At 65.3% G+C, this 20,920-nt stretch carries 17 protein-coding genes; 6 read left to right on the top strand and 11 right to left on the bottom strand.

Features of this window, described 5'->3' with window-relative positions; all coding sequences use genetic code 11:
- Positions 1 to 359: 359 nt before the first annotated feature.
- From PSO31014_RS16630 to badH, 5 genes are all read right to left on the bottom strand, one after another.
- Complete coding sequence (locus PSO31014_RS16630; RefSeq protein WP_150552624.1) at positions 360 to 1,529, bottom strand: acyl-CoA dehydrogenase family protein; 1,170 nt, start codon at positions 1,527 to 1,529, stop codon at positions 360 to 362.
- A gap of 42 nt (positions 1,530 to 1,571) precedes the next feature.
- On the bottom strand, positions 1,572 to 3,215 hold the full coding sequence (gene aliA, locus PSO31014_RS16625) for a cyclohexanecarboxylate-CoA ligase (protein ID WP_150552623.1): 1,644 nt from the start codon (positions 3,213 to 3,215) through the stop codon (positions 1,572 to 1,574).
- A gap of 47 nt (positions 3,216 to 3,262) precedes the next feature.
- Entirely contained in the window at positions 3,263 to 4,417 is a 1,155-nt protein-coding gene (aliB, locus tag PSO31014_RS16620) for a cyclohexanecarboxyl-CoA dehydrogenase (protein WP_150552622.1), read from the bottom strand.
- A gap of 14 nt (positions 4,418 to 4,431) precedes the next feature.
- Positions 4,432 to 5,214, bottom strand: a complete 783-nt coding sequence (gene badI, locus PSO31014_RS16615; RefSeq protein ID WP_150552621.1) for a 2-ketocyclohexanecarboxyl-CoA hydrolase — start codon at positions 5,212 to 5,214, stop codon at positions 4,432 to 4,434.
- 108 nt (positions 5,215 to 5,322) lie between these two features.
- A complete protein-coding gene (badH, locus tag PSO31014_RS16610) occupies positions 5,323 to 6,090 on the bottom strand; it encodes a 2-hydroxycyclohexanecarboxyl-CoA dehydrogenase (RefSeq protein WP_150552620.1) in 768 nt (255 codons plus the stop codon).
- 144 nt (positions 6,091 to 6,234) lie between these two features.
- Between badH and PSO31014_RS16605 the strand changes: the two genes are divergently transcribed.
- The 6 genes from PSO31014_RS16605 (at position 6,235) to PSO31014_RS16580 (ending at position 12,129) form a co-directional block, all read left to right on the top strand.
- Positions 6,235 to 6,786, top strand: a complete 552-nt coding sequence (locus tag PSO31014_RS16605) for a MarR family winged helix-turn-helix transcriptional regulator (protein ID WP_150552619.1) — start codon at positions 6,235 to 6,237, stop codon at positions 6,784 to 6,786.
- 180 nt (positions 6,787 to 6,966) lie between these two features.
- Positions 6,967 to 7,440: a MarR family winged helix-turn-helix transcriptional regulator gene (locus PSO31014_RS16600; protein WP_130026726.1), complete on the top strand. Its 474-nt coding sequence runs from the start codon at positions 6,967 to 6,969 to the stop codon at positions 7,438 to 7,440.
- 3 nt (positions 7,441 to 7,443) lie between these two features.
- Positions 7,444 to 9,453: an FUSC family protein gene (locus tag PSO31014_RS16595; protein WP_150552618.1), complete on the top strand. Its 2,010-nt coding sequence runs from the start codon at positions 7,444 to 7,446 to the stop codon at positions 9,451 to 9,453.
- Positions 9,450 to 9,659, top strand: a complete 210-nt coding sequence (locus PSO31014_RS16590) for a DUF1656 domain-containing protein (protein ID WP_150552617.1) — start codon at positions 9,450 to 9,452, stop codon at positions 9,657 to 9,659. Before PSO31014_RS16595 ends, PSO31014_RS16590 begins: the two co-directional genes overlap by 4 nt.
- The gene (locus PSO31014_RS16585) at positions 9,656 to 10,600 is read left to right on the top strand and encodes an efflux RND transporter periplasmic adaptor subunit (protein WP_150552616.1); all 945 of its coding nucleotides are present in this window, start codon (positions 9,656 to 9,658) and stop codon (positions 10,598 to 10,600) included. The genes PSO31014_RS16590 and PSO31014_RS16585 overlap by 4 nt, the downstream gene beginning before the upstream one ends.
- Positions 10,601 to 10,617: 17 nt before the next feature.
- Positions 10,618 to 12,129, top strand: a complete 1,512-nt coding sequence (locus PSO31014_RS16580; protein WP_150552651.1) for an efflux transporter outer membrane subunit — start codon at positions 10,618 to 10,620, stop codon at positions 12,127 to 12,129.
- 212 nt (positions 12,130 to 12,341) lie between these two features.
- On the opposite strand, the gene PSO31014_RS16575 is transcribed toward PSO31014_RS16580, so the two are convergent.
- From PSO31014_RS16575 to PSO31014_RS16550, 6 genes are all read right to left on the bottom strand, one after another.
- A complete protein-coding gene (locus PSO31014_RS16575; protein WP_150552615.1) occupies positions 12,342 to 12,602 on the bottom strand; it encodes a DUF4148 domain-containing protein in 261 nt (86 codons plus the stop codon).
- A 269-nt stretch (positions 12,603 to 12,871) separates the two neighbouring features.
- Entirely contained in the window at positions 12,872 to 13,639 is a 768-nt protein-coding gene (locus PSO31014_RS22515; RefSeq protein ID WP_150552614.1) for an autoinducer binding domain-containing protein, read from the bottom strand.
- Between the two features lie 159 nt (positions 13,640 to 13,798).
- On the bottom strand, positions 13,799 to 14,692 hold the full coding sequence (locus PSO31014_RS16565; RefSeq protein WP_150552613.1) for a LysR family transcriptional regulator: 894 nt from the start codon (positions 14,690 to 14,692) through the stop codon (positions 13,799 to 13,801).
- Positions 14,693 to 14,801: 109 nt separating this feature from the next.
- On the bottom strand, positions 14,802 to 16,262 hold the full coding sequence (locus tag PSO31014_RS16560; protein ID WP_150552612.1) for an efflux transporter outer membrane subunit: 1,461 nt from the start codon (positions 16,260 to 16,262) through the stop codon (positions 14,802 to 14,804).
- Complete coding sequence (locus tag PSO31014_RS16555; RefSeq protein ID WP_150552611.1) at positions 16,259 to 19,396, bottom strand: multidrug efflux RND transporter permease subunit; 3,138 nt, start codon at positions 19,394 to 19,396, stop codon at positions 16,259 to 16,261. The genes PSO31014_RS16560 and PSO31014_RS16555 overlap by 4 nt, the downstream gene beginning before the upstream one ends.
- A gap of 2 nt (positions 19,397 to 19,398) precedes the next feature.
- The gene (locus PSO31014_RS16550) at positions 19,399 to 20,628 is read right to left on the bottom strand and encodes an efflux RND transporter periplasmic adaptor subunit (protein ID WP_246176723.1); all 1,230 of its coding nucleotides are present in this window, start codon (positions 20,626 to 20,628) and stop codon (positions 19,399 to 19,401) included.
- Positions 20,629 to 20,920 lie beyond the last annotated feature (292 nt).

The following is a 20,920-nucleotide window of genomic DNA, read 5'->3' as shown; positions in this document are numbered from 1 at the left end:
GCGCTTGCAGCGCCCGAAAAACAAAACGGCGTCCGACCGTGCCGAAGCACGGAGGGACGCCGTTGTCCTGTGGGTACGTCGCAGGCGATCTTGCCTGACGCCGTACCGGAATTCATGGCCGGCGACGTCTTTGCCGCTGGCACACACAGCAATGCAAAAAGCGTGCCAAGTGACGCAGAAAGATCGACAAAGCGTTGCTGGTCAACGCAGAACAGGTGGTTTGTCTATGGGAAACGCCCGAAAATCGGGTGGAATCTGTTGCACCGCAGCAGTGCAAGGCGGTGCAGCCCTGACATCGCGCGCACCAGCATGATGCGCCGCGTGTACGACTCGGCGCACCGCCAGCGGTGCGCGCGACCTCAATCGTCCTGCATCAGGGCGCGCCCGATGATCAGTTGTTGAATTTGCGTGGTGCCTTCATAAAGACGGAGCAGTCGGACGTCGCGATAGAAGCGCTCGACCTTGTATTCGTTGATGTAGCCCGCGCCGCCGTGCACCTGCACACCACGATCGGCCACGCGCCCGACCATCTCGGTGCAGAACAGCTTGGCGCACGAGGCCCGCGTGCTGACGTCGGCGTCACGCTTGCCCTCGGGCTTCGCGTCGTAACGCAGGGCACAGTCCTGCACCATCGACCATCCGGCGTACAGTTCCGCCTGACTGTCCGCGAGCATCGCCTGCACGAGCTGGAAGTCGCCGATGCGCTGCCCGAATTGCTTGCGTTCGCGTGCATAGGTCACGGACTCGTCGAGAATTCGCTGCGCCATGCCGCACGCCAGCGCCGCCACGTGCAAGCGACCGCGGTCAAGGACCTTCATCGCCGTCTTGAAGCCCTTGCCCGCCTCGCCGCCGATGATGTTCGCCGCCGGCACGCGCGCGCCTTGCAGCACGACGTCGCACGTCTTCGTTCCGCGCTGCCCCATCTTCTTGTCGGGCCTGCCCAGCGACAGGCCCGGCGTGTCGGCCGGCACGATGAAGGCCGAGATACCGCCCGCGCCCTCGCCGCCCGTGCGCGCCATCAGCGTGAACGCCCCGGCGCGCGGCGCGTTGGTAATGAAGCGCTTTACGCCATCGAGCACATAGGTGTCGCCGTCGAGCACGGCCCGTGTCTTGAGCGCGGCCGGGTCCGATCCCGCGTCCGGCTCCGTGAGCGCGAACGACATGATCAGGTCCCCACTCGCCACGCGCGGCAGCAGGTCGCGCTTTTGCGCCTCGGTACCGTCCATCAGGATACCCTGCGAGCCGATGCCCACGTTGGTGCCGAACACGGAGCGAAACGCCAGCGACGTCTGCCCGAACTCGTAGGCCACGCGCACCTCCTGCGTCATCGACAAACCGATGCCGCCGAATGCCTCGGGAATCGACAGGCCGAACAGGCCCATCTCCTTCATCTCATTGACGAGCGTGGCCGGCACGTCGTCGTGCTCTTCCACGTCGTTCTCGGCGGGCACCAGCCGCTCGCGAATGAAACGTTGCACCGCGGCGAGCAACAGCTCGAACGATTCGCTATCCAGTCCCTTCGATGTCATCGACCTTTCATCCTTGAAGAACGCCGCGCCGCATGCGGGCTTTCACTCGCCCGTCTGCAGCATCTCGCGCAATTTGAATTTCTGTATCTTACCCGTGGGGGTGGTCGGCAGCGCCTCGCGCACTTCGAGCCGTTCCGGCCAATACTGCCGGGCGACCTTGTGCGACGCCAGAAAAGCGGTGAGCGCCGGCAAATCGATCGACTGCCCGGGGCGCGGCACCACCACCGCACACGCACGCTCGCCAAGCCGCTCGTCCGGATACGCCACGATGGCCACCGTCGCGACCGCCGGATGGCGGTACAGCAGCGCCTCGATTTCGACGACGGGGATATTCTCGCCTCCCCGAATGATTACGTCCTTGCTGCGCCCGGCGATGCGCACGTAGCCAGTGGCATCGAGCCACGCCATATCGCCCGTGTCGAACCACCCGGCGGGGTCGGTGCCGTTCCATTGCGCGCGCTTGAGATAGCCGCCGAAATTCGAACACGAGCGCACGAGCAAGCGGCCGGTCTCTCCCGTGGGCAGATCACGATCGTCCGCGTCGACCACGCGTAGCTCGACGCCCGGCAGCGGACAGCCGTCCGTCGTCGACGCGCGCGCATCGTCATCGTCCAGACGCGTAAGCGTCACGGCGCCGTTCTCGGTCATGCCCCACGCCGACACAATCTTCGCGCCGAGCACCTTGCGCGCCTGCTCCACTACCGGCCCCGGAATCGGCGCCCCCGCGCACAGGAAGGCACGCAAGCTCGGCACGGTCTCGCCGCTGGCCGCCACCGCCTTGGTCAGATCGGTGAGAAACGGGGTGGACGCCATCGTGAAGGTCACCCCATGCGCCTGAATCAGACGCACGGCGTTCGCCGGGTCCCACACGTCGAGCATGACCGCACTCGCGCCGAGCATGATGGGCATCATCAGGCCGTACATGAAGCCGGTCTGATGCGCGAGCGGCGAGCCCATCAGAATCACGTCGTCGCGACCGAGGCGCATGCGCTGCGCGTAAGCGTCGATGTTCGAGAACGTGGTGTTCGCACTGTGCATCACCCCCTTCGGCTCGCCCGTGGTGCCGGACGTGTACATCAATTGCATCACGTCGTCCGGACGCACGCGCGACGCCTGCATCTGCGCGCGCTCCGCGTCGGTCGCCGCAGGTTCGCCAGCCATGAGCACGGCGTCGAAACTCTCCTCTGCGGCAGCCTCCCCTACGACGATCACATGCCGGAGCGCGTCAAGCTCGTGCTGCAACGCGCGCGCCATCGCCGCGTGATCGAAGCCGCGAAACTGCTGCGGCACGATGAACACTTTCGCCTCGCCATGGCGCAGCATGAAAGACAGCTCGCGCTCGCGGAAGATGTGCATGAGGGGATTGAGCACCGCGCCGATACGGGCGCAGGCCAGGTAGGTCACCGCGAACGGCCAGCCGTTGGGCAGTTGGCAGGCGACCACGTCACCGCGTCCGACACCGCGTCGCAGCAGGCCCAGCGCAAGACGCTCGGCCGCATCGGCCAGCGCGGCATAGGTCAGCGATGTGGTCTGGCCGGTGGCCGTCGAGACCGCCGTGAGTGCGACCTTGTCGGGCCATGCCGCGAGGGCCGCGTCGAGCGCATCGTTGATCGTGCGTTCGGGCCACCAGCCGCGCGCCACACTGTGCTCACGTCGAGGGGGAAGCAATACCGCATCGAACTCCATCGCATCGTCTCCTATGCTGTCGCGAATGTCATCCAGCCGCCGGCCGGTCAAACCGGCACTGCCTGTCGGCCGGCGCGCGTGCGCGCGATGATCGTCTTCATGATCTGCGCGGTGCCGTCACCGATCTGGAAACCGAGCACGTCGCGCAATCGCTGCTCCATCACGCCCCGGTCGTAACCGCCGTGGCCGAACATCAGCAGGCATTGATGGATGACGTCGTAAGCGAGCTTCGGCCCCCACCATTTGCACATGGCCGCCTCGGCGCTGTGCGGCAGTCCGCGATCCTTGAGCCACAACGTTTGAAGACAGAGCAGACGCGCCGCTTCGACCTGCGTGTCGAAATCCGCCAGCGGGTGCGAGACGCCCTGAAACGCCGACAGCGGTTTGCCGAACGCTTCGCGCTGGGCCACGTATTCCCAAGTCTCGTCGAGCGAGGTGCGGGCGACCGCCAGCACCTGCAAGCCGATGAGCGCGCGCGAGAAGTCGAAGCCCTGCATCACTTGCACGAAGCCCTCGCCCGGCGCACCCAGTACGTGGTCGACCGGGATCTTCACGTTTTCGAAGAACAGCGAGCCGCGGCCAATGGCGCGCTGCCCATGGCAATCGAAGCGTTGCCGAGTGATGCCCGGCAAGTCGAGCGGCACGAGGAATGCCGAGATGCCGCGCGCGCCCGACGCCACGTCGCCCGTGCGCGCGAACACCACGGCGGCGTCTGCCTGGTCGGCGGCGGAGATGGAGGTCTTTTCCCCGTTGAGCACGTAATGTGTCCCGTCGAATTCGGCCCGCATGCGCAAGTTGGCGGCGTCCGACCCGCCGCGCGGCTCGGTGAGTGCGATCGCGAGCAACGTCTCGCCGCGCGTGAGCTTGCGCAGCCAAGGCAAGACGACCTCAGGCTGCCCATGCGCCGCGAGAATCTGGCCATTGAGCGAGGCCAGCAGATTGACGTACGACAGGCTCAGGTCCGCGCGCGCAATCGCTTCGTGTATCACGCCCGCCGCGAGACGCCCCATGCCCTGCCCACCGAAGGCTTCCGGCAGCTCCGGCGCGATCAGGCCAAGTTCACCCATCTCGCGCATGAGTGTGCGATCGAGCACGCGTGTTTTGTCACGCTCGAGAAAACCGGGGGCGACCCGCGCCTGGGCGAAACGCCGCGTGTGCTCGGCCAGCGCGACGAGATCGTCGTCGAGATACGGATTTTGCATCGCGTTCGCCTCGCTCATTTGGCGTATTTACGGAACTCGGGCTTGCGCTTCTCCTGGAATGCACGCACGCCTTCGCGCGACTCCTCCGTCTCGTAGTAGAGCTTGAGCGCGTACATCCCCATGCCCGCGATGCCCGCCTGTTGCGCCGTGTCCATGTTGAACGAGCGCTTCGCAATGGCAATCGCCGTCGGACTGCGCTCCAGAATCTCGTCGCACCATTTCTGAACTTCCACGTCGAGTTGATCGTGCGGCACGACGGTGTTCACGAGTCCCATCGCCAGCGCTTCCGTGGCTGGATAGCGACGGCACAGATACCAGATCTCACGCGCCTTCTTCTCGCCGACGACGCGCGCGAGAAATGCGGTACCGAAGCCCGGATCGACCGAGCCGACCTTCGGGCCGACCTGCCCGAACACCGCCTTCTCGGACGCAATCGTGAAGTCGCACAAGGTGCAGATCACGTTGCCGCCGCCGATGGCATAGCCTTGCACGCGGGCAATGACGGGTTTGGGCACGTCGCGAATGGCGTTGTGCAGTTCCTCCATCGGCAGCCCGATGGTGCCGCGTCCGTCGTACTGCCCCTCGTGCGCCGACTGATCGCCCCCGGTGCAGAACGCTTTCTCGCCTGCGCCGGCAAGCACAATGCTGGCAATCTCGCGGTCGTAGCCAGCCTTGTTGATGGCATGAATCAGTTCGTCGCAGGTGCGCCCGCGAAAGGCGTTCATCTTGTCCGGACGATTGATCGTGATCCACGCCGCGCCGTTGCGCACTTCATACAGGATGTCTTCGTATTGCATAGTGTCGCTCCTTGCCGCTGCGCGTCGCTCGCTGTCGTTGGGTGCCGCTGAAAGCCGTGACGCGCGCCAATGGTGATATCGATATGAGAGATCGGGAAATGGTCTGGCTCAACCGCACATCGTGAGGCCGCCCGAGACGCTCAGCACCTGACCGGTGACAAACGCGGCGTCGTCGCTCGCGAAGAAGGCAATGGCCCCCGGCAAGTCGTCCGGCTGCCCGATGCGGCCGAGCGGAATGGACTTGGTGAACGCTTCCACCAGCTTTTCCGGATTGCCCGCGCCTTCCTTGTAATCGGCAAAGAGCGCCGTGTCGGTCGGCCCCGGGCACACCACGTTGACGGTGATGCCGTGGCGCGCGTGCTCGCGGGCAAGCGTCTTCGAGAACGCGACGAGCCCGCCCTTGCAGGCGGCATACACCGCCTCGCCCGACGACCCGACGCGCGCCGCGTCCGACGCGATGTTCACGATGCGTCCGCTGCGCCGTGCCACCATCTCGGGCAACACCGCGTGATGCATATGCAGCGCCCCCACGAGGTTGATCGCGATGAGCGACTCCCATTGCGCCGGGGCGGTCTTGGTGAAGGGTTTGAAAATGTCCCAACCGGCGTTGTTGACCAGGACGTCCACCGGCCCGAATGCCGTCGACACCGCTGCGACGGCGCGATCAACCTGGTCACGCACGGTGATGTCGCACGCGAACGCCTGGGCACGTCCGCCCGCTTCCTCGATTTCGCCCGCCCGGCGCTCGGCCGCCGCCAGATCGCGGTCGAATACCGCCACCGCCGCGCCCTCACTGGCGAAACGGCGACACGTCGCCCCGCCGATCCCGCCCCCACCGCCCGTCACGATGACCGTCTTGCCCTCGAATCGCCGCATGTATCGCCTCCAGAGTCACAGGTGGGCGCGGTATCCTTGTTGACCTTGGAGATCCCGACCCACCGATAAAATTACGTCAATATGTTGACGTATACTAGACGCGACATCGACGATGCGCAAGCACGCGAAAGCGGAGAGATTGATATGGAAAACCCTAGCAACAATACGAAAATAACGCGCATGGAGCTGGCAAACCGGCTGTTCTTCCGTCTCTATCAATGCGCAAATATGTTGCATAAAACAGGCACGCGAGCGGTGGAAAGTCTGGGCCTGACGACGCAGCAATGGGCCGTACTCGGTGCCCTCTCGCGCCCGGAGGTGCCCGACGGCATGAGCGTGGGCGATCTCGCGCGCTATCTGATGGTGAGTCGCCAGAATCTGTCGGGCCTGATCGGCCGCATGGAGCGCGACGGCCATATCGCGAGCGCACCGGACGGCCGCGACCGGAGATCGCGCCGCATCACCATGACCGAGCACGGGCACGCGGTCTGGCACCGCGAGGCGGTGCCACGCATCCACGACTATTACGCGCAGGCGCTCGATGAGTTCTCGACGGGAGACATGACGCACGCGCTGCACTATCTGCTCAAATTGCTCGACAACATGAAGCGGATCGACGAGGCGGCAGGCGCCCCGCCCGATGGAGAAAGCGAGGGCAACCGCGCAGACGACGGGGACGCTCGCCAGGGTGCCTGAAATCGCCTCGCCAAAAATAAAACGGGCGAACGGCGCCGAAATCGTCCGTCGAAGCGCCGTCAAAAAGCCTGACGATCCCCCGCAAACCCAATACAGGCTTGGGTTTTCCGAGACTTCGCCATCACACGCAATACCCTATTAACTAGCATCCTAATTATTAGTTACCATATAATCTTTCTCATGACCTCCCTGGAATCGCTCCGCTTCGTCTTTACGAGCCATCTGCTGCTGGCCGGCAAACAGTGGCGCCAGCTATCGCAAGGCGCGATCGCCGAATACGGTATTTCCGCGGCGAGCGCCGGCCCGTTGCTGTTCATCCGCCGGCTGGGCCAGGGCGTGCGTCAGGTCGAGCTTGCCGAATATGTCGGGCTCGAAGGCGCGTCGCTGGTGCGACTGCTCGATCAGTTGTGCGGGGCCGGTCTCGTGCTGCGCGAAGTCGACGCAAGCGACCGCCGCGCCAATGCGCTGCGCCTGACGGCGGCTGGCGAAGCGCTCGCCGAAAAGCTCGAAATCGAACTCAGCGAGTTGCGCGCGAAGGTGTTCGCCGACATTCCGCGCGAGGATTTCGAAGCGGTGTTGCGCGTGTTCGAAGTGCTCTCTCGCGCAGCGGGCCCCGATGGGTCCATCCTCGCACTGGCTCCCCCCAAGAAGTAAACCGTGCTCACCTGGCCTTCCTCCCGCGACTGGATTTTCTCGATCAAGGCGTTCCTCGCCTCGATGCTGGCGCTTTACATCGCGCTCGCGCTCGGCCTGCCGCGTCCGTACTGGGCGATGGCCACTGTCTATATCGTGTCGCACCCGCTCACGGGCGCCACGCGCTCCAAGGCGCTGTATCGCGTGTTCGGCACGCTGCTCGGCGCCGCGGCGTCCGTCGTCTTCGTGCCGGCGCTCGTCAACACGCCCGAACTGCTGATGGCGGCCGTCGGGCTGTGGACCGGCACGCTGCTCTATATTTCGTTGCTGCATCGCTCGCCGCGCAGCTATGTGTTCCTGCTCGCCTCGTACACGCTGCCGCTGATCGCCCTGCCGGCCGTCAACACGCCTGGCGTCATCTTCGATATCGCCGTGGCACGCTCCGAAGAGATCATCCTCGGCATCGTCTGTGCGAGCGTGGTCGGCGCCGTGGTCCTGCCCACGAGCGTGGCCAAGGTCCTGCACGACCGCTCGGCACGCTGGCTGACCGACGCCGCGCGCTGGACGACCGACATGCTCTCGGCCGACCCCGACGGCAAGGCAACGCGCCACATGAGCCGGCACCGCATGGCGGCCGACATTCTGGCCCTCGACCAGTTGATCAGCCAGCTCTCGTACGACGCCGACACGTCCGAACGCGTGCGCGATGCGCAGGAATTGCGCGGGCGCATGACGATGATGATGCCCGTGCTCTCGACGGTCGCGTCGCTCGTGCAAGCGTTGCGCGAGCATCCGAGCGGCGCGCCCGGGGCGCTCGAGGCGAAGATGGCGGACGTGGTCGCCTGGCTGCGTCGCGGTGCGCCGATGCCCGCCCCGGCGCATTTGCTGAGTCCGGCACCATCGGCCGGCGAGGCCTCTGACTGGTATGGCGCCTTGGTCGCAGCCACCGAAGACCGCCTGCGCTCGCTTGTTCAGCTCTGGCAGGATTGCGCGTCGCTGCAGCGCCGCTTCGGTCAGCGCGAGCATCACGAGGGCGAGGGTGAATGGACGCCCGCCTTCCAGCACTGGGAGCTGGGCGGCGCGCGCCACTACGACCACGGTCTCCTGCTGTTCTCGACGGTGTCGGCGGCACTGTGCACGTTCCTCATGGGTCTGGCGTGGATCTACACCGGCTGGAACGATGGCGCCGCCGGCGTCGCGCTCGGTGCCGTGGCCTGCTGCTTCTTCGCCGCGATGGACGAGCCCGCGCCATTCATCCGCTCGTTTTTCTGGGCGACCGCCGTGTGCGTGGTGTTCGCCGCGGTGTACGTCTTCTTCATCCTGACGAATGCGCACGACTTCGGACTGCTCGTCGCACTGTTCGCAATTCCGTATCTGTTGCTGGGCACGCTGATTCCACAACCGCGCTTCACGATGGTGGCCATGCTGGTCGCGGTGAATACGGCGAGCTTCGTGGGCATTCAGGGCGGATACAGCGCCGACTTCCAGGCGTTCTTCAACGGCAATCTCGCCGGACTGGCCGGCGTGCTGTTCGCGTTGCTGTGGACACTGCAGACGCGCCCGTTCGGTACGCGCGTTGCCATGCGCCGACTGATCCATTCGAGCTGGCGCGACATCGCGCGCAACGCGCTCGGGCGCTCCGTTGCCGAACATAACCGTCTGCGCACGCGTCTGCTCGATCGGTTGGGCCAGCTCGTGCCGCGCCTGGCTGCGAGCGAGAGCGAAACGTCGAGCGATGGTTTTACCGAAGTGCGCGTCGAACTCTCGGCGCTGGCGTTGCAGCGAGAGCTGCCGCATCTCAATGCATCGCAGCGCGACGCCGTTGAGACCGTGCTCACCGATGTGGCGCGCTTTTATCAGGCGCGGCTCGACGAATCGGCAAGCACCCCCGACGCCACGCTGCAAGACAAACTGCTGGGTGCCGTGCGCTCGATGGTGGCGCACACCGACCAGGCGTCGCGCAGCGCGCGCGCGTCGCTCATGGACATCCACGTCGCGCTGTTCCCCACCACACGCCCCGGGAGTGCTCAATGAGCGGAGAGATCGATATCTACGGCGTGTTCGTACCGACGCTGCTCGTGCTGATGGTCGTGGCCTTCGTCCTGACCGGCGCGCTGCGCTTCATACTCGCGCGCCTGGGCTTTTACAAGCTCGTCTGGCACCGTTCCCTGTTCAACCTTGCTGTGTACATCATCGCGCTGGGCGGCATTGTCGCCCTCGCGCACGCCTGCCAACCATGAAACTGAAATTTCGCTCCATCGGCCCCGTCGCGCTGACGCTCGCGGTATCTTGCGTCGCGGTGTTCGTTCTGCTGCATCTGTGGGACTACTACACCGTCGCCCCCTGGACACGCGACGGCCGCATACGCGCCGACATCGTGCAGGTGGCCCCCGACGTCTCCGGCCTCATCACCGATGTCGAGGTCAAGGACAATCAGCCGGTGCACCGCGGCGACCTGCTGTTCGTGATCGACCGCGACCGCTACACGCTGGCGGTGCAGCAGGCCAAGGCCAACGTCGCGGCGCTGCGCGCCACGCTCGCACAGGCGCGGCGCGAAAATGCGCGCAACCATCAGTTGACGGAAGTGGTCGCCAAGGAAGTGATCGAAGCCGGCCAGGCCAAGGTTGAGTCGGGTGAAGCGGCGGTGGCGCAGGCCGACGCGGCCGTTCGACTGGCCCATCTCAACCTCGAGCGGACCCGGGTGCTCGCCCCTGCCGACGGCTACCTGAACGACCGCCTGCCGCGCGTGGGCGACTACGTCAGCACAGGCCGCCCGGTGCTCTCGATGGTCGATGCCAACTCGCTGCACGTGGAAGGCTATTTCGAAGAGACGAAGATGCGCGGCATCCATATCGGCGACAAGGTCGAGGTGCGTCTGATGGGCGAGCGCCAGGTGCTGCACGGTCATGTGCAGAGCATCGTCGCCGGCATTGAAGACCGTGACCGCACGAGCGGCGCGTCGATGCTGCCCAACATCAACCCGACCTTCAACTGGGTACGTCTCGCCCAGCGCATTCCGGTGCGCATTGCGCTCGACGATGTCCCCAATGACATGCGTCTGGTCGCGGGACGCACCGCGACCGTGACGGTCGTGGAAGGTCGGCAGGAAACCGCTGGCGCGTCGCAAGGCTCGGCACCGTCCGCACAGACGGCCGGCGCCCAACCGGGAGCCCAGCGGTGAACACACGCTTTTGCCTGATGAGCGCCGTGGCAGCGGCCGCCGCGCTCGTTGCCGGATGCACGACGGTGGGGCCTGACTATCATCTGCCCGACAACGCGGTGATGCGCTCACCCGAGGCGAACGGCCCCATTGCGCACGCGGCCCAACACGGTGTCTCGATGGGTGCGGTGCCCGACGACTGGTGGCAACTCTACGACGACCCCAGGCTCGACGCGCTCGTGAAAGCGGCGCTGGCGGCCAACACGAACGTTCGTGTGGCGGCTGCCAACGTGCAGCGCGCGCTCGCGATGTACCACGAAGTCGAATCGGAGAACCTGCCGCAAGGCGGCGTGCAAGCCGAAGCGGCGCGCGCCCAGATGTCCGGCGAGAGTTTCCTGAAGGAAGAAAAGCTGCCGGTGGTTAATCTGGCGGCTGCCGCCCTGTCCATCTCTTATCAGATTGATTTCTTCGGCAAACTGGCCCGCGCGGATGAAGCCGCGCTGGCGGCTGCCGAAGCCAGTCAGGCGGCCCTCGACGTCGTGCGCGTGAGCGTGGCCGCCGAAACGGTGCGCGCCTATGTGCAAGGCTGCGCAGCCAACCACGAGTTCGACATCGCCAACGAGCAACTGACGTTGCAGGAAAAGAGCGTCGCGATTACGCGCAAGCTCGTCGACGCCGGGCGCGATCAGCCGACCGATCTGCTGCGCGCGCAAGCGCAGGCCGACACCTTGCGCGCCGCCTTGCCGCGTTTCCAGGCGCAGCATGACGCGGCGACGTACCGACTGGCCGTCATGCTCGGCAAGGTGCCGGGCACGCTCGACCCAAGCGCGGCGCAATGCCGCCGCATTCCTCAACTCGTACAATCGTTGCCGGTCGGCGACGGCACGGCGCTGCTCAAGCGCCGCCCCGACGTGCGTCAGGCCGAACGCGAACTCGCGTCGGCCACGGCGAAGATTGGCGTTGCCACGGCGGATCTCTACCCATCGATCCGTATCGGGGCGTCGGTCGGGGCAAGCGGTGTCCTGGAACACTTCGGACAAGGGCGCACCGAACAGTGGAGCGTTGGACCGATGATCACGTGGTCGCTGCCGACCAATGGCGTGCGATCGCACATCAAGGGCATGGAAGCCGGCGCCGACGCCGCACTCGCGCATTTCGACGGCGTCGTGCTCAAGGCCCTGCAAGAAACGCAGACGTCGCTCTCGGCTTACACGCGTGAGCTGCAGCGCGACGACGCCCTGCGCGACGCACGCGACAAGTCGCGCGCCGCCGCCGAGCAGAACCACAAGCTCTACCAGGCCGGTCGCGCGCCGTATCTGACGAGTCTTGACGCCGAACGCACGCACGCCAGTGCCGAGGCCGCGCTGGCCGCCTCCGAGACACAAGTCGCGCTGGATCAGGTCAATCTGTTCCTGGCGTTGGGCGGTGGCTGGCAATCGAGTGCCGCGAATGCCACGCGCGAGAAGGCGTCGCCGACGGTATCCCGTGTTACGGCCGGCGGCCCCAACACGCCGGCAACCTCCACGGCATCGTCGGCATCCACTCGTTGAGATGAGGCAGGCGGCGTCTTCGCGACGCCGTGCCTCCAGAAACACACAAGCCCCGTCGGGAACGAATCCTCGGGCGGGGCTGTGGTAGGACGCGCTACGGCGTCGGTGGGGTGATTCGCGCGGCGCAGGCGGGACTCGGTGGCGAGTCAGGCGGGCCGTCGGCGAATCCAGGCACTGCCATCGATAACCTGTCGACGGTTATCGCATCACCTTCAGTTGGCGGCCGGGGTCGCCGTCTGCTTGCGCGCTTCAATCTGGGCCGTCAGGTTCTGCAATTGGACCGACTGCTCATAGGTGTACGGGAAGTTGAATTCCGTCACCGGCGAGAGGCCCAGTTCACGGGCTGCCTGAAGTTCGGCGCGCACATGGGCGCGGGTGACACCGGTCGTTTGCGCCTGACCTTCGGCGAATACCGAGCCGGCAGCCATCGTCAAGCCAACGAGGGCGACAGCGCTCAACAGGTTCTTTTTCATGGAAAACTCCTTTTATCGTTCATCGGTTACGCATGGACACGAAAACCGCACTCAATCAGTTTTCGCCATAGGTAAATTATAGTTTTCCCTCATTAATGAACCAGCCCTAAAGCGACAACACACTGTTTCACAAACGCTGTGAAATGCTCGTAATCCGATGAAGGAATTACGCGAAAACGAAACAAAACCGGGGCGGAGATGGCAGGCGAAACGACCGCGCGAGCGTCAAGTCGAGGACGCTCACGGGAGATGACGGCATCGACGATGCCTCAGGGTGATATCGCCCCACTGCTGATCGCCGCGGCAATGGCCTGGTGCCGATTGACCGCACCGAGCTTGCGCTTGGCGTTATTGAGGTGAAACGTCACCGTATGCTCGGAGATACGCAGAATCAAACCGATCTCCCACGCGGTTTTGCCGCGTGCCGCCCACAGCAGACTTTCGATCTCACGCGGGCTGAGTTTGCCGGTGCTGCGACTCGCCACCCATTGCATGTCGAGCTGCTGAATCGCCTGGTGAAAATACACTGCCGTCAGATAAATCTCGCCGAGCATGCGCGCTTCGTGCTCGGCCGATGCTGCCGGCGACGCGGCCGTCGCGGCACTGAAGATCGCGCGCTCGCCGGTCGCACCATAAATCGGAATCGACACCCCGGACCCGAGGCCGTGTGCGCGCGCGTCCGCGAAGATGGGGTGCGGCCGCGCCTGTGCGAGGAAGGTTCGCCAGAGAATCGGCAGCGGCGACAAATTCGCGGCAATCAATACGGGATCCACTTCGGCATATCCCACGCTTTGATAGCGCTCGATCCAGGCGGCCGGAAACGTCGTGAAAATGTGCCGGCTAGGCATTCCCTGCGAGGTAATGCGCTGGTCTCCCATCTGGAATGCAGCCGCCTCCCGTTCGCGACGCGGTGACAGCGGCGCATAGAACAACGCTTCATATCCCAGGGATTGCGTCAGCTTCTGAAACTCGGCGTCGAGTGCATCGACCGAACGGGCACCGAGCAGCCCTTCATATCGATAAAGGTGATGGTGCATTGCGAATTGCGCGCTTCTCAATGATTTCCGGCAAATTTCCCGTATTCTCGCATGGTAGTCCTATCTTTATGCGGTCACGGTTGGCAATTCTACGTTACCGGGCCACAAACTGATTTACCGTGAATTACCGATCATTTCCGCATTGCCATCACATCGCCCTCAGGCGGCATTGCCCAACGCCTCAAATGCCGACGCGACCCTGCGCAATCCCGGTGTCAGCGGTTTGTCGCGGCGCATGACGACCGCAAGCGTTCTCGTCAACCCCGGTGTGAGCGTCGAGACACGCAAGCCCCGCCGGTAGTGCGCCGCGTTGACGGAAAGCCTGGGCACGATGCTGTAACCCAAGCCGGCCGCGACCATTTCCTTGATGGCTTCGATGCTGCCCAGCGCCATGACCGGCCGCACGCGCAATCCCGCTTGCAGAAACCATTCATCGATCAACAGCCGGGTGCTGCTCCCCGGCTCGAATGCGACCATCGGTGCCGCGGAGAGCATCTGCGGCGTGACCTCCGTCGCCCAGTGCGAGTCGCCTGCCGGCGCGATGGCGACGAACGCGTCGCGCAATACGGGCGTGATATGCAGGCTCCGCCCGGCGGTGGGCAACGTGACAAGACCGATATCGAGCCGGTTCTCGCTCACGGCGGCGACCACCTCGTCGGTGTTCCCGGTGCTCACGCGGATGTCGAGCATCGGGTAGCGCTTGCGCATCGCTCGCAATATCGGCGGCAGCAAATGAATGCAGGCCGTCGCTCCGGTGCCGATCGCCACTTCACCGACTTCGCCGCTCGCATGGCTGGACAGCGCATGCATGGCGTCTTCGACGACAGCATCGATGCGGCGGGCATGGTCCAGCAGCGCCAGCCCGGCGGACGTCGGCTTGAGCCGCTTGCCAACGCGCTCAACCAGCCGGACGTTCAATCGCTGTTCCAACTGGCGAACCTGCAAGCTCACGGCGGGCTGCGACAGATCGAGCCGCGCGGCGGCCGCGGAGAAACTCCCCGCGTCGAGGACTTCGGAAAACGTGTGAAGCTGATCCAGATTCAGGCGGCGCATCTCAAGGTTTTCCTTATGAACCGTGTGGCATTCCAAGACTTTACCAAGAGATGCTTTCGATGCGCCATGTCGATGTTCTGCCCGCCATTCGGTCCCGCCGCTCACCGTCTCAGGACGTGCCACCCTCCGGCTGCCATCCTCCGCCCAACGCTCGGTACAGCGCCACATGGTTGACGAGTACCCGCTGCTTCACATCGATCAACTGTTGCGCCGCATGAAACGCACTGCGCTGCGCGTCGAGCAGTTCGAGGTAGCTCGCCACACCGTTGGTATAGCGATGATGGGCCAGACGAAGCCGCTCGCGCTCGCCGTCCGACACGCGCTTTTGCGCCTGGAACTGGCGCGATAGCAGCCCTTGCGCTGCCAGGGCGTCATCCACTTCGGCAAACGCCGTCTGAATCGCGCGCTCGTACGACACAACGGCCATCTCCTTGCGCACGTTCGCCAAATTCAACCCTTGCCGGTGACGCCCGCCCGCAAAAATCGGCACGGTAATCTGCGGCAGGAATGACCACACTCCGGTGCCCGCGCCGAACAGATCCGCAAAGCCCGCGCTGGCGGTGCCGACGTCGGTCGTCAACCTGATCGACGGGAAAAAAGCCGCACGAGCCGCGCCGATATCCGCGTTGGCCGCACGCAGTTGCGCTTCCGCCTGCCGAATATCCGGACGACGCATCAGCAACGACGACGGCAATCCGGCGGCCACGGGCACGACGAATGCATCGTCGAGCGACGCCGCCGCGACCGGCTTCGCACTCACATCGCCGGTCAGGACCTGCAACGCGTGCACGATCTGGCTGCGTTGCCGCTCGCGCTCGGCGAGCGATGCCCGCGCCACGTCGACCTGCGTGGTCTCGGCATTCAGGTCGAGATCGTCGACCAGCCCGCGCTCGGCGCGCAGGCGAACCACGCGAATGCCCTCCTCGCGCGCCGCCAGCACCTCGCGCGCGTACGCGATCTGTTCGTTGATGGCCACCAGTCCAATGTAAGACGTGGCCACTTCCGCCACGAGACTCACCTGCGCCGCCCGCTGCGCTTCCTCGCTCGCCAAATACGATTGCAGCGCCGCGTCGCTCAGGCTGCGCACGCGCCCGAAGAAATCGAGTTCAAATGCGCTCACGCCGAGCGTCGCTCGCAAGTCGTTGGCGACGTAACCTGCGGCGGTGCCTCTGCCCTCAGGCAGCCCCGCCGCCCCCGAGTACCGCTGACGGGAGAATGCACCGCCTGCCTGCACGCTCGGCAGCAGATTGGCCGCCTCGATGCCATACAGCGCACGCGCTTCCTGCACCCGTAGCGACGCCAGACGCAAGTCGCGATTCTGTGCGAGCGAGCGACGGATCAGCGTCTGCAAGGCGGGATCGGTGAATACGTCGGCCCAATCCGCGTCTGCCGCGAGCGACTCGGCGAGCGCCAGACGCGCACCGGTGCCCGACGGTGCCGCCTCGTACGTGGTCGGCACCGGTGCCGCCGGGCGCTCATAGGTCGGCGCCAACGTGCATCCGCCGACCAACGCCAGCAAGCACACGCCGGGCGCAGCTATCCCGCGCAAGCGGGGTCGAAACGTCTTCATACCTTCCCCTCGATGGCCGGTGCGGCATCGCCCGACGCGTTCGTCTTTGGCCGGCGCACGAAGCGACCGGCCCACAGGAAAAACAATGGCACCAGGAAGATCGCCAGCACCGTGGCCGTCACGATCCCGCCGAGCACCGCCACACCGATGGCGCGCTGTGCGCCCGATGCCGGGCCCGAGGCAATGGCCAGCGGCACCACGCCGAAGCCGAAGGCCAGCGACGTCATCACGATCGGGCGCAGGCGCAGACGCGCGGCTTCGACCGCCGCATCGAGCCAGGCCATGCCCTGTTTCGTCATATCGTTGGCGACTTCCACGATCAGGATGGCGTTCTTCGCCGACAGGCCGATGGTCGCAATCAACCCCACCTTGAAATAGATGTCGTTGGGCATGCCCAGCAAGCTCACCGCGCCGAGCGCCCCGATCACACCGAGCGGCACCACCATGACGACGGCCGCCGGAATCGCCCAACTTTCGTACAACGCCGCGAGCGCGAGGAAGACCACCAACACCGACAAGGCGAACAGCACCGGCGCCTGCGCGCCCGAGGTGCGCTCTTCGAGCGACTGGCCGCTCCACTCGTAACCGATGCCCTGGGGCAGGTCGGCCATCAGTCGCTCCATGCGCACCATCGCCTCGCCGCTGCTCTTGCCCGGTGCCGATTCGCCCTGGATCGTGAACGACGGGTAGCCGTTGTATCGCCTGAGCTGTGGCGAGCCGAGTTTCCACTTGAGCGAGACGAATGCCGAAAGCGGCACCATTTCGCCATTCGCGTTGCGCACGCGCAGATTGCCGACGTCCTCCGGCGACACGCGCTGACGTCCGTCCGCTTGCACGATCACGCGGCGATTCTCCGCGCCCAGCATGAAGTCGCCGACATAGTCGGAGCCGAACATCGTCGCGAGCGTCGTGTTGACGTCGTCCATCTTGACGCCGAGCGCTTCCATCTTGTGCCGGTCGATGGCGACGTCGATTTGTGGCACGTCGCCCTGACCGGCAAAGATCACGTTCCTGAGCACGGGATCTTGCGCCGCCTTCTTGAGCAGCGCGTCGCGCGCGGCGGTGAGCGCGTCCTTACCCACGCCGGCCCGGTCCTGCAAGCGCAGATTGAAGCCGTTCGACGAACCCAGTTCCGGCAGCGCCGGGCTGTTCATCGCCATCACCATGCGATCGGGCCGTCCGCCGAACTTGGCGTTGACGCGCTCGACAATGGCGCTCACCGCATCGTGTGCGGACGTGCGCTCGTGCCAGTCGTTGAGCGTGACAAAAAGCATGCCGCCCCCCGGGCCTGACCCGAACTCGTTCCACCCGCCCAGCGCAAAGACGTGCTTGACCGGCTCGTGCTGCATCAGATAGTGCTCGATGCGCTCGAGCGCCGTCATCGCCTCGGGCAACGTGGCGCCCTGCGGCTCGGACGCCATCACCATGAAGCTGCCGGTGTCCTCGTCGGGAATGAACGACGAGGGCAGACGCATGAACGCGAGCGGCACGGCGATCAACACCGCGCCATACACCAGCACCGCGCGCCACGGACGGCGCAGCGTCTTGCTCACGGTCCGTGTGTAGCGCTCGGTACCCAGCGCGAAAGTGCGATTGAACCAACCGAAGAAACCACGTTTGTCGTGATGACCGGCCGCGATCGGACGCAGCAGCGTGGCGCACAGCGCGGGCGTGAGCGAGAGGGCCAGGAACGCCGAGAAAGCAATCGACACCGCAAGCGTGATTGCAAACTGTCGATAGATGTTGCCCACCGCGCCGGGGAAAAACGCCATCGGCACGAACACCGCCACCAGCACCACCGTGATCCCCACGATGGCCCCGCTGATCTGCTTCATCGCCTTGACCGTGGCGGCATAGGGTGAGAGCCCCTCTTCCACCATGATGCGTTCGGTGTTCTCCACGACGACGATCGCGTCGTCGACGAGAATACCGATGGCCAGCACCATGCCGAACATCGTGAGCGTGTTGATCGAATATCCGAGCCCCAGCAGCACGCCGAAGGTGCCGAGTAGCGCGACCGGCACCACCAGTGTGGGAATAAGCGTGGCGCGCAGGTTCTGCATGAACAGGTACATCACCAGGAACACGAGCACCACGGCTTCGAGCAGCGTCTTCACGACCTTCTGGATCGAAACCTTGACGAACGACGCGGTCTCGTACGGGATCTGGTACGAAACACCGGCCGGAAACAGCGCCGATTGTTCGTCCATCACCTTGCGCACCGCCTTCATCACCGCGACGGCGTTCGAGCCGGCGGCCAGCTTGATGCCCATCGCGGTGGCCGGCATGCCGTCCACGCGCGACGAATAGGCGTAATCGGCCGCGCCCAATTCCACGCGAGCGACATCGCCGAGCCGGATCGCCGAGCCGTCGGCACGCACGCGCAACGGAATGCCGGCAAAGGCTTCGGGCGAGGAAAGCGAGCCTTCCGACACCACGTTGGCGTTGATCGGGGCCGACGCGGGCGTCGAGCCTGCGCCGATATCGCCGATGGTCACGCGCACGTTGTAGGCCCGGATCTTCGAGACGATGTCCGAAGCACTCAGGTCGAGGGCGACGAGCTTCGCTGTGTCGGGCCAGATACGAATCGCTTTCTCCGTGCCCCAGAACTGCACCTGTCCGACGCCCGGCACGCGTTTGAGCTGGTTGATGACCTGCGCCGCGGCGATCTCGCCGAGATCGGATTCGCCAATCGCTGGATTCGCAGACGCCAGCGTGACCACCATATGAATATTGTCGGCGGCGCGCTCGACGACGACGCCATCGCGGCGCACGACTTCAGGCAGCCGCGATTCGACCGTCTTCAACCGGTTCTGCACCTCGACGGCGGCCAGGTCGAGATTGGTGCCCTGCCGGAAGGTGAGGTTGACCGACGAACGACCGTTGCCGCTGGACGCCGACGTATACATCAGCCCCGGCGCGCCGTTCATCTGGCGCTCGATGATCGCCGTCACGGCGTCTTCGACCACCTTGGCCGACGCGCCCGGATAGCCGCTCCAGACACTGACCGTCGGCGGGGCGATGTCGGGGTACTGCGCAACGGGGAGCGCCCGGATCGCGAGCACGCCGACGAGCGTAATCAACAGGGCGATCACCCAGGCAAAGACCGGGCGATCGATAAAGAAGCGAGCCATGATTATTGCGTCTCCGCGTGGGAGGCCGGTCCGGCGCGCGCAGGCTCGACCGGTCCGCCATTGTCTTGCGGCTTCGCGTCACGGGACGTCACCGGCGTGGCCTTCGTGTCTTCCGTCTGCGTGGCCTCGGCCTTGACCTTGACGTGCATGCCGTCGGAGAACTGCGCGACGTTCTGCACGATGATCGTCTCGCCGCCCGCGAGGCCCTCCGTGACGAGCCACTCGCGGCCGTCGATCTCATCCGCATGCACCTTCGTGTCGCGCACCGTGCCCTGTGCGTCGACCACGCGCACCACGGCGCCATTGGCCGTGCGCGTGAGCGCCTCGCGGGGCACGCGGACAATATTCGGATTCACCGCCCCCTGCAGGCGCACCTGCACGAATGCGCCGGGCAGCAACACGCCGTCGGGGTTCGGCAGCACGGCGCGCATGGCGATCGTGTCCGTGCCCGGATCGACCGCCAGATCGGTAAAGAGCAATTTGCCCGGTAGCGCGTATCCACGGCCGTCGGGCAGCGTCACATGCACCGGCGGCGCGGCCGACGCGTTGCCGTGCTGCAGCTTGCCGGCGCGCAAATCGCGCGTCATCGCATACACCTCCGCGGCCGGCTGCGAGAAATTCACGTAGATCGGGTCGATCTGCTCCACGCGCGTGAGCAGCGTGGCCGAGTCGAGACCGACCAACGCCCCTTCCGTGACTTCGGCACGGCGCACGCGCCCCGCAATGGGCGAGACGACGCGCGTATAGCCGAGATTGAGTTCCGCCTTGCGGACCTCCGCGCGAGCGGCCAGCACCTCCGCGCGCGCACGCGCTTCGGCCGAGCGAGACTCGGCGTCCTCCCGGGCGCTGATGGCGCGCGCGTCTAGAAGGCCGCGATATCGCTCGACCTTGTCGCGAGTCGAGTCGTGGTCAGCTTGTGCCTTGGCGAGTGCGCCGCGTGCGGCGTCCAGCGCGGCCGACAACGGTTGCGGGTCGATGCGGAACAGCACATCGCCTTTGGCGACGGTCTGCCCTTCCTGATATCGGCGCTCGACGACGACCCCGCCCGCGCGCGCACGAACATCAGCGCTGCGGTAAGCGGCCAGACGTCCCGGCTGCTGCGTCGTAAGGGTCTGTGCACGGCGCTCGACGGTGCGCACGACCGCTTCCGGCGTCGCATCTGCCTCGTCCTTCGGGTCTCGGTCGATGCAGGCGGCGAGAACGAGAGCACTGGCGATCAGGCTGGCTGACACGCCGGTTAGCCGTCCGAAGCGAGTTCGGTAATGAATATTCGATGACATGTAAGTACGTTGGATTGACGACAACCGGTCGGGGTGTCGAGACCGCGCTTCGTGCGCGGCGTCGACCCATGGCGGAGCCACGGATGGGGTACCGGGGGCCCGCATCTCTCCAGGCTCGCCGTGGGTGGCAGGTGCGCATTGCGCGAAGGGGTCAGTACCCGAGACCACCGGACCGGAAGATCCGGTCGTCTGCCGCCTCGCCTATGTTGGCGATTCAATCTGGCGTCCTACATTGGAGAAGCGC

Origin of the sequence: Pandoraea soli, from assembly GCF_902459595.1 — a bacterium.
GTDB lineage: Bacteria > Pseudomonadota > Gammaproteobacteria > Burkholderiales > Burkholderiaceae > Pandoraea > Pandoraea cepalis.
The sequence above is the reverse complement of the archived record's forward strand: the minus strand, read 5'-3'. Positions and strand labels throughout refer to the sequence as shown.

Excerpts from the sequence above, each read along its gene's own strand:
- badH (WP_150552620.1), bottom strand. The coding sequence starts at position 6,090 with ATGCGGCGATTCGAGGGCAAGACGGTCATCGTGACGGGCGGTGGGGGC.
- badI (WP_150552621.1), bottom strand. The coding sequence starts at position 5,214 with ATGCAATACGAAGACATCCTGTATGAAGTGCGCAACGGCGCGGCGTGG.
- PSO31014_RS16560 (WP_150552612.1), bottom strand. The coding sequence starts at position 16,262 with ATGAAGACGTTTCGACCCCGCTTGCGCGGGATAGCTGCGCCCGGCGTG.
- PSO31014_RS16575 (WP_150552615.1), bottom strand. The coding sequence starts at position 12,602 with ATGAAAAAGAACCTGTTGAGCGCTGTCGCCCTCGTTGGCTTGACGATG.
- aliB (WP_150552622.1), bottom strand. The coding sequence starts at position 4,417 with ATGCAAAATCCGTATCTCGACGACGATCTCGTCGCGCTGGCCGAGCAC.
- PSO31014_RS16630 (WP_150552624.1), bottom strand. The coding sequence starts at position 1,529 with ATGACATCGAAGGGACTGGATAGCGAATCGTTCGAGCTGTTGCTCGCC.
- PSO31014_RS16580 (WP_150552651.1), top strand. The coding sequence starts at position 10,618 with ATGAGCGCCGTGGCAGCGGCCGCCGCGCTCGTTGCCGGATGCACGACG.
- PSO31014_RS22515 (WP_150552614.1), bottom strand. The coding sequence starts at position 13,639 with ATGCACCATCACCTTTATCGATATGAAGGGCTGCTCGGTGCCCGTTCG.
- aliA (WP_150552623.1), bottom strand. The coding sequence starts at position 3,215 with ATGGAGTTCGATGCGGTATTGCTTCCCCCTCGACGTGAGCACAGTGTG.
- PSO31014_RS16585 (WP_150552616.1), top strand. The coding sequence starts at position 9,656 with ATGAAACTGAAATTTCGCTCCATCGGCCCCGTCGCGCTGACGCTCGCG.
- PSO31014_RS16605 (WP_150552619.1), top strand. The coding sequence starts at position 6,235 with ATGGAAAACCCTAGCAACAATACGAAAATAACGCGCATGGAGCTGGCA.
- PSO31014_RS16590 (WP_150552617.1), top strand. The coding sequence starts at position 9,450 with ATGAGCGGAGAGATCGATATCTACGGCGTGTTCGTACCGACGCTGCTC.
- PSO31014_RS16600 (WP_130026726.1), top strand. The coding sequence starts at position 6,967 with ATGACCTCCCTGGAATCGCTCCGCTTCGTCTTTACGAGCCATCTGCTG.
- PSO31014_RS16565 (WP_150552613.1), bottom strand. The coding sequence starts at position 14,692 with ATGCGCCGCCTGAATCTGGATCAGCTTCACACGTTTTCCGAAGTCCTC.
- PSO31014_RS16555 (WP_150552611.1), bottom strand. The coding sequence starts at position 19,396 with ATGGCTCGCTTCTTTATCGATCGCCCGGTCTTTGCCTGGGTGATCGCC.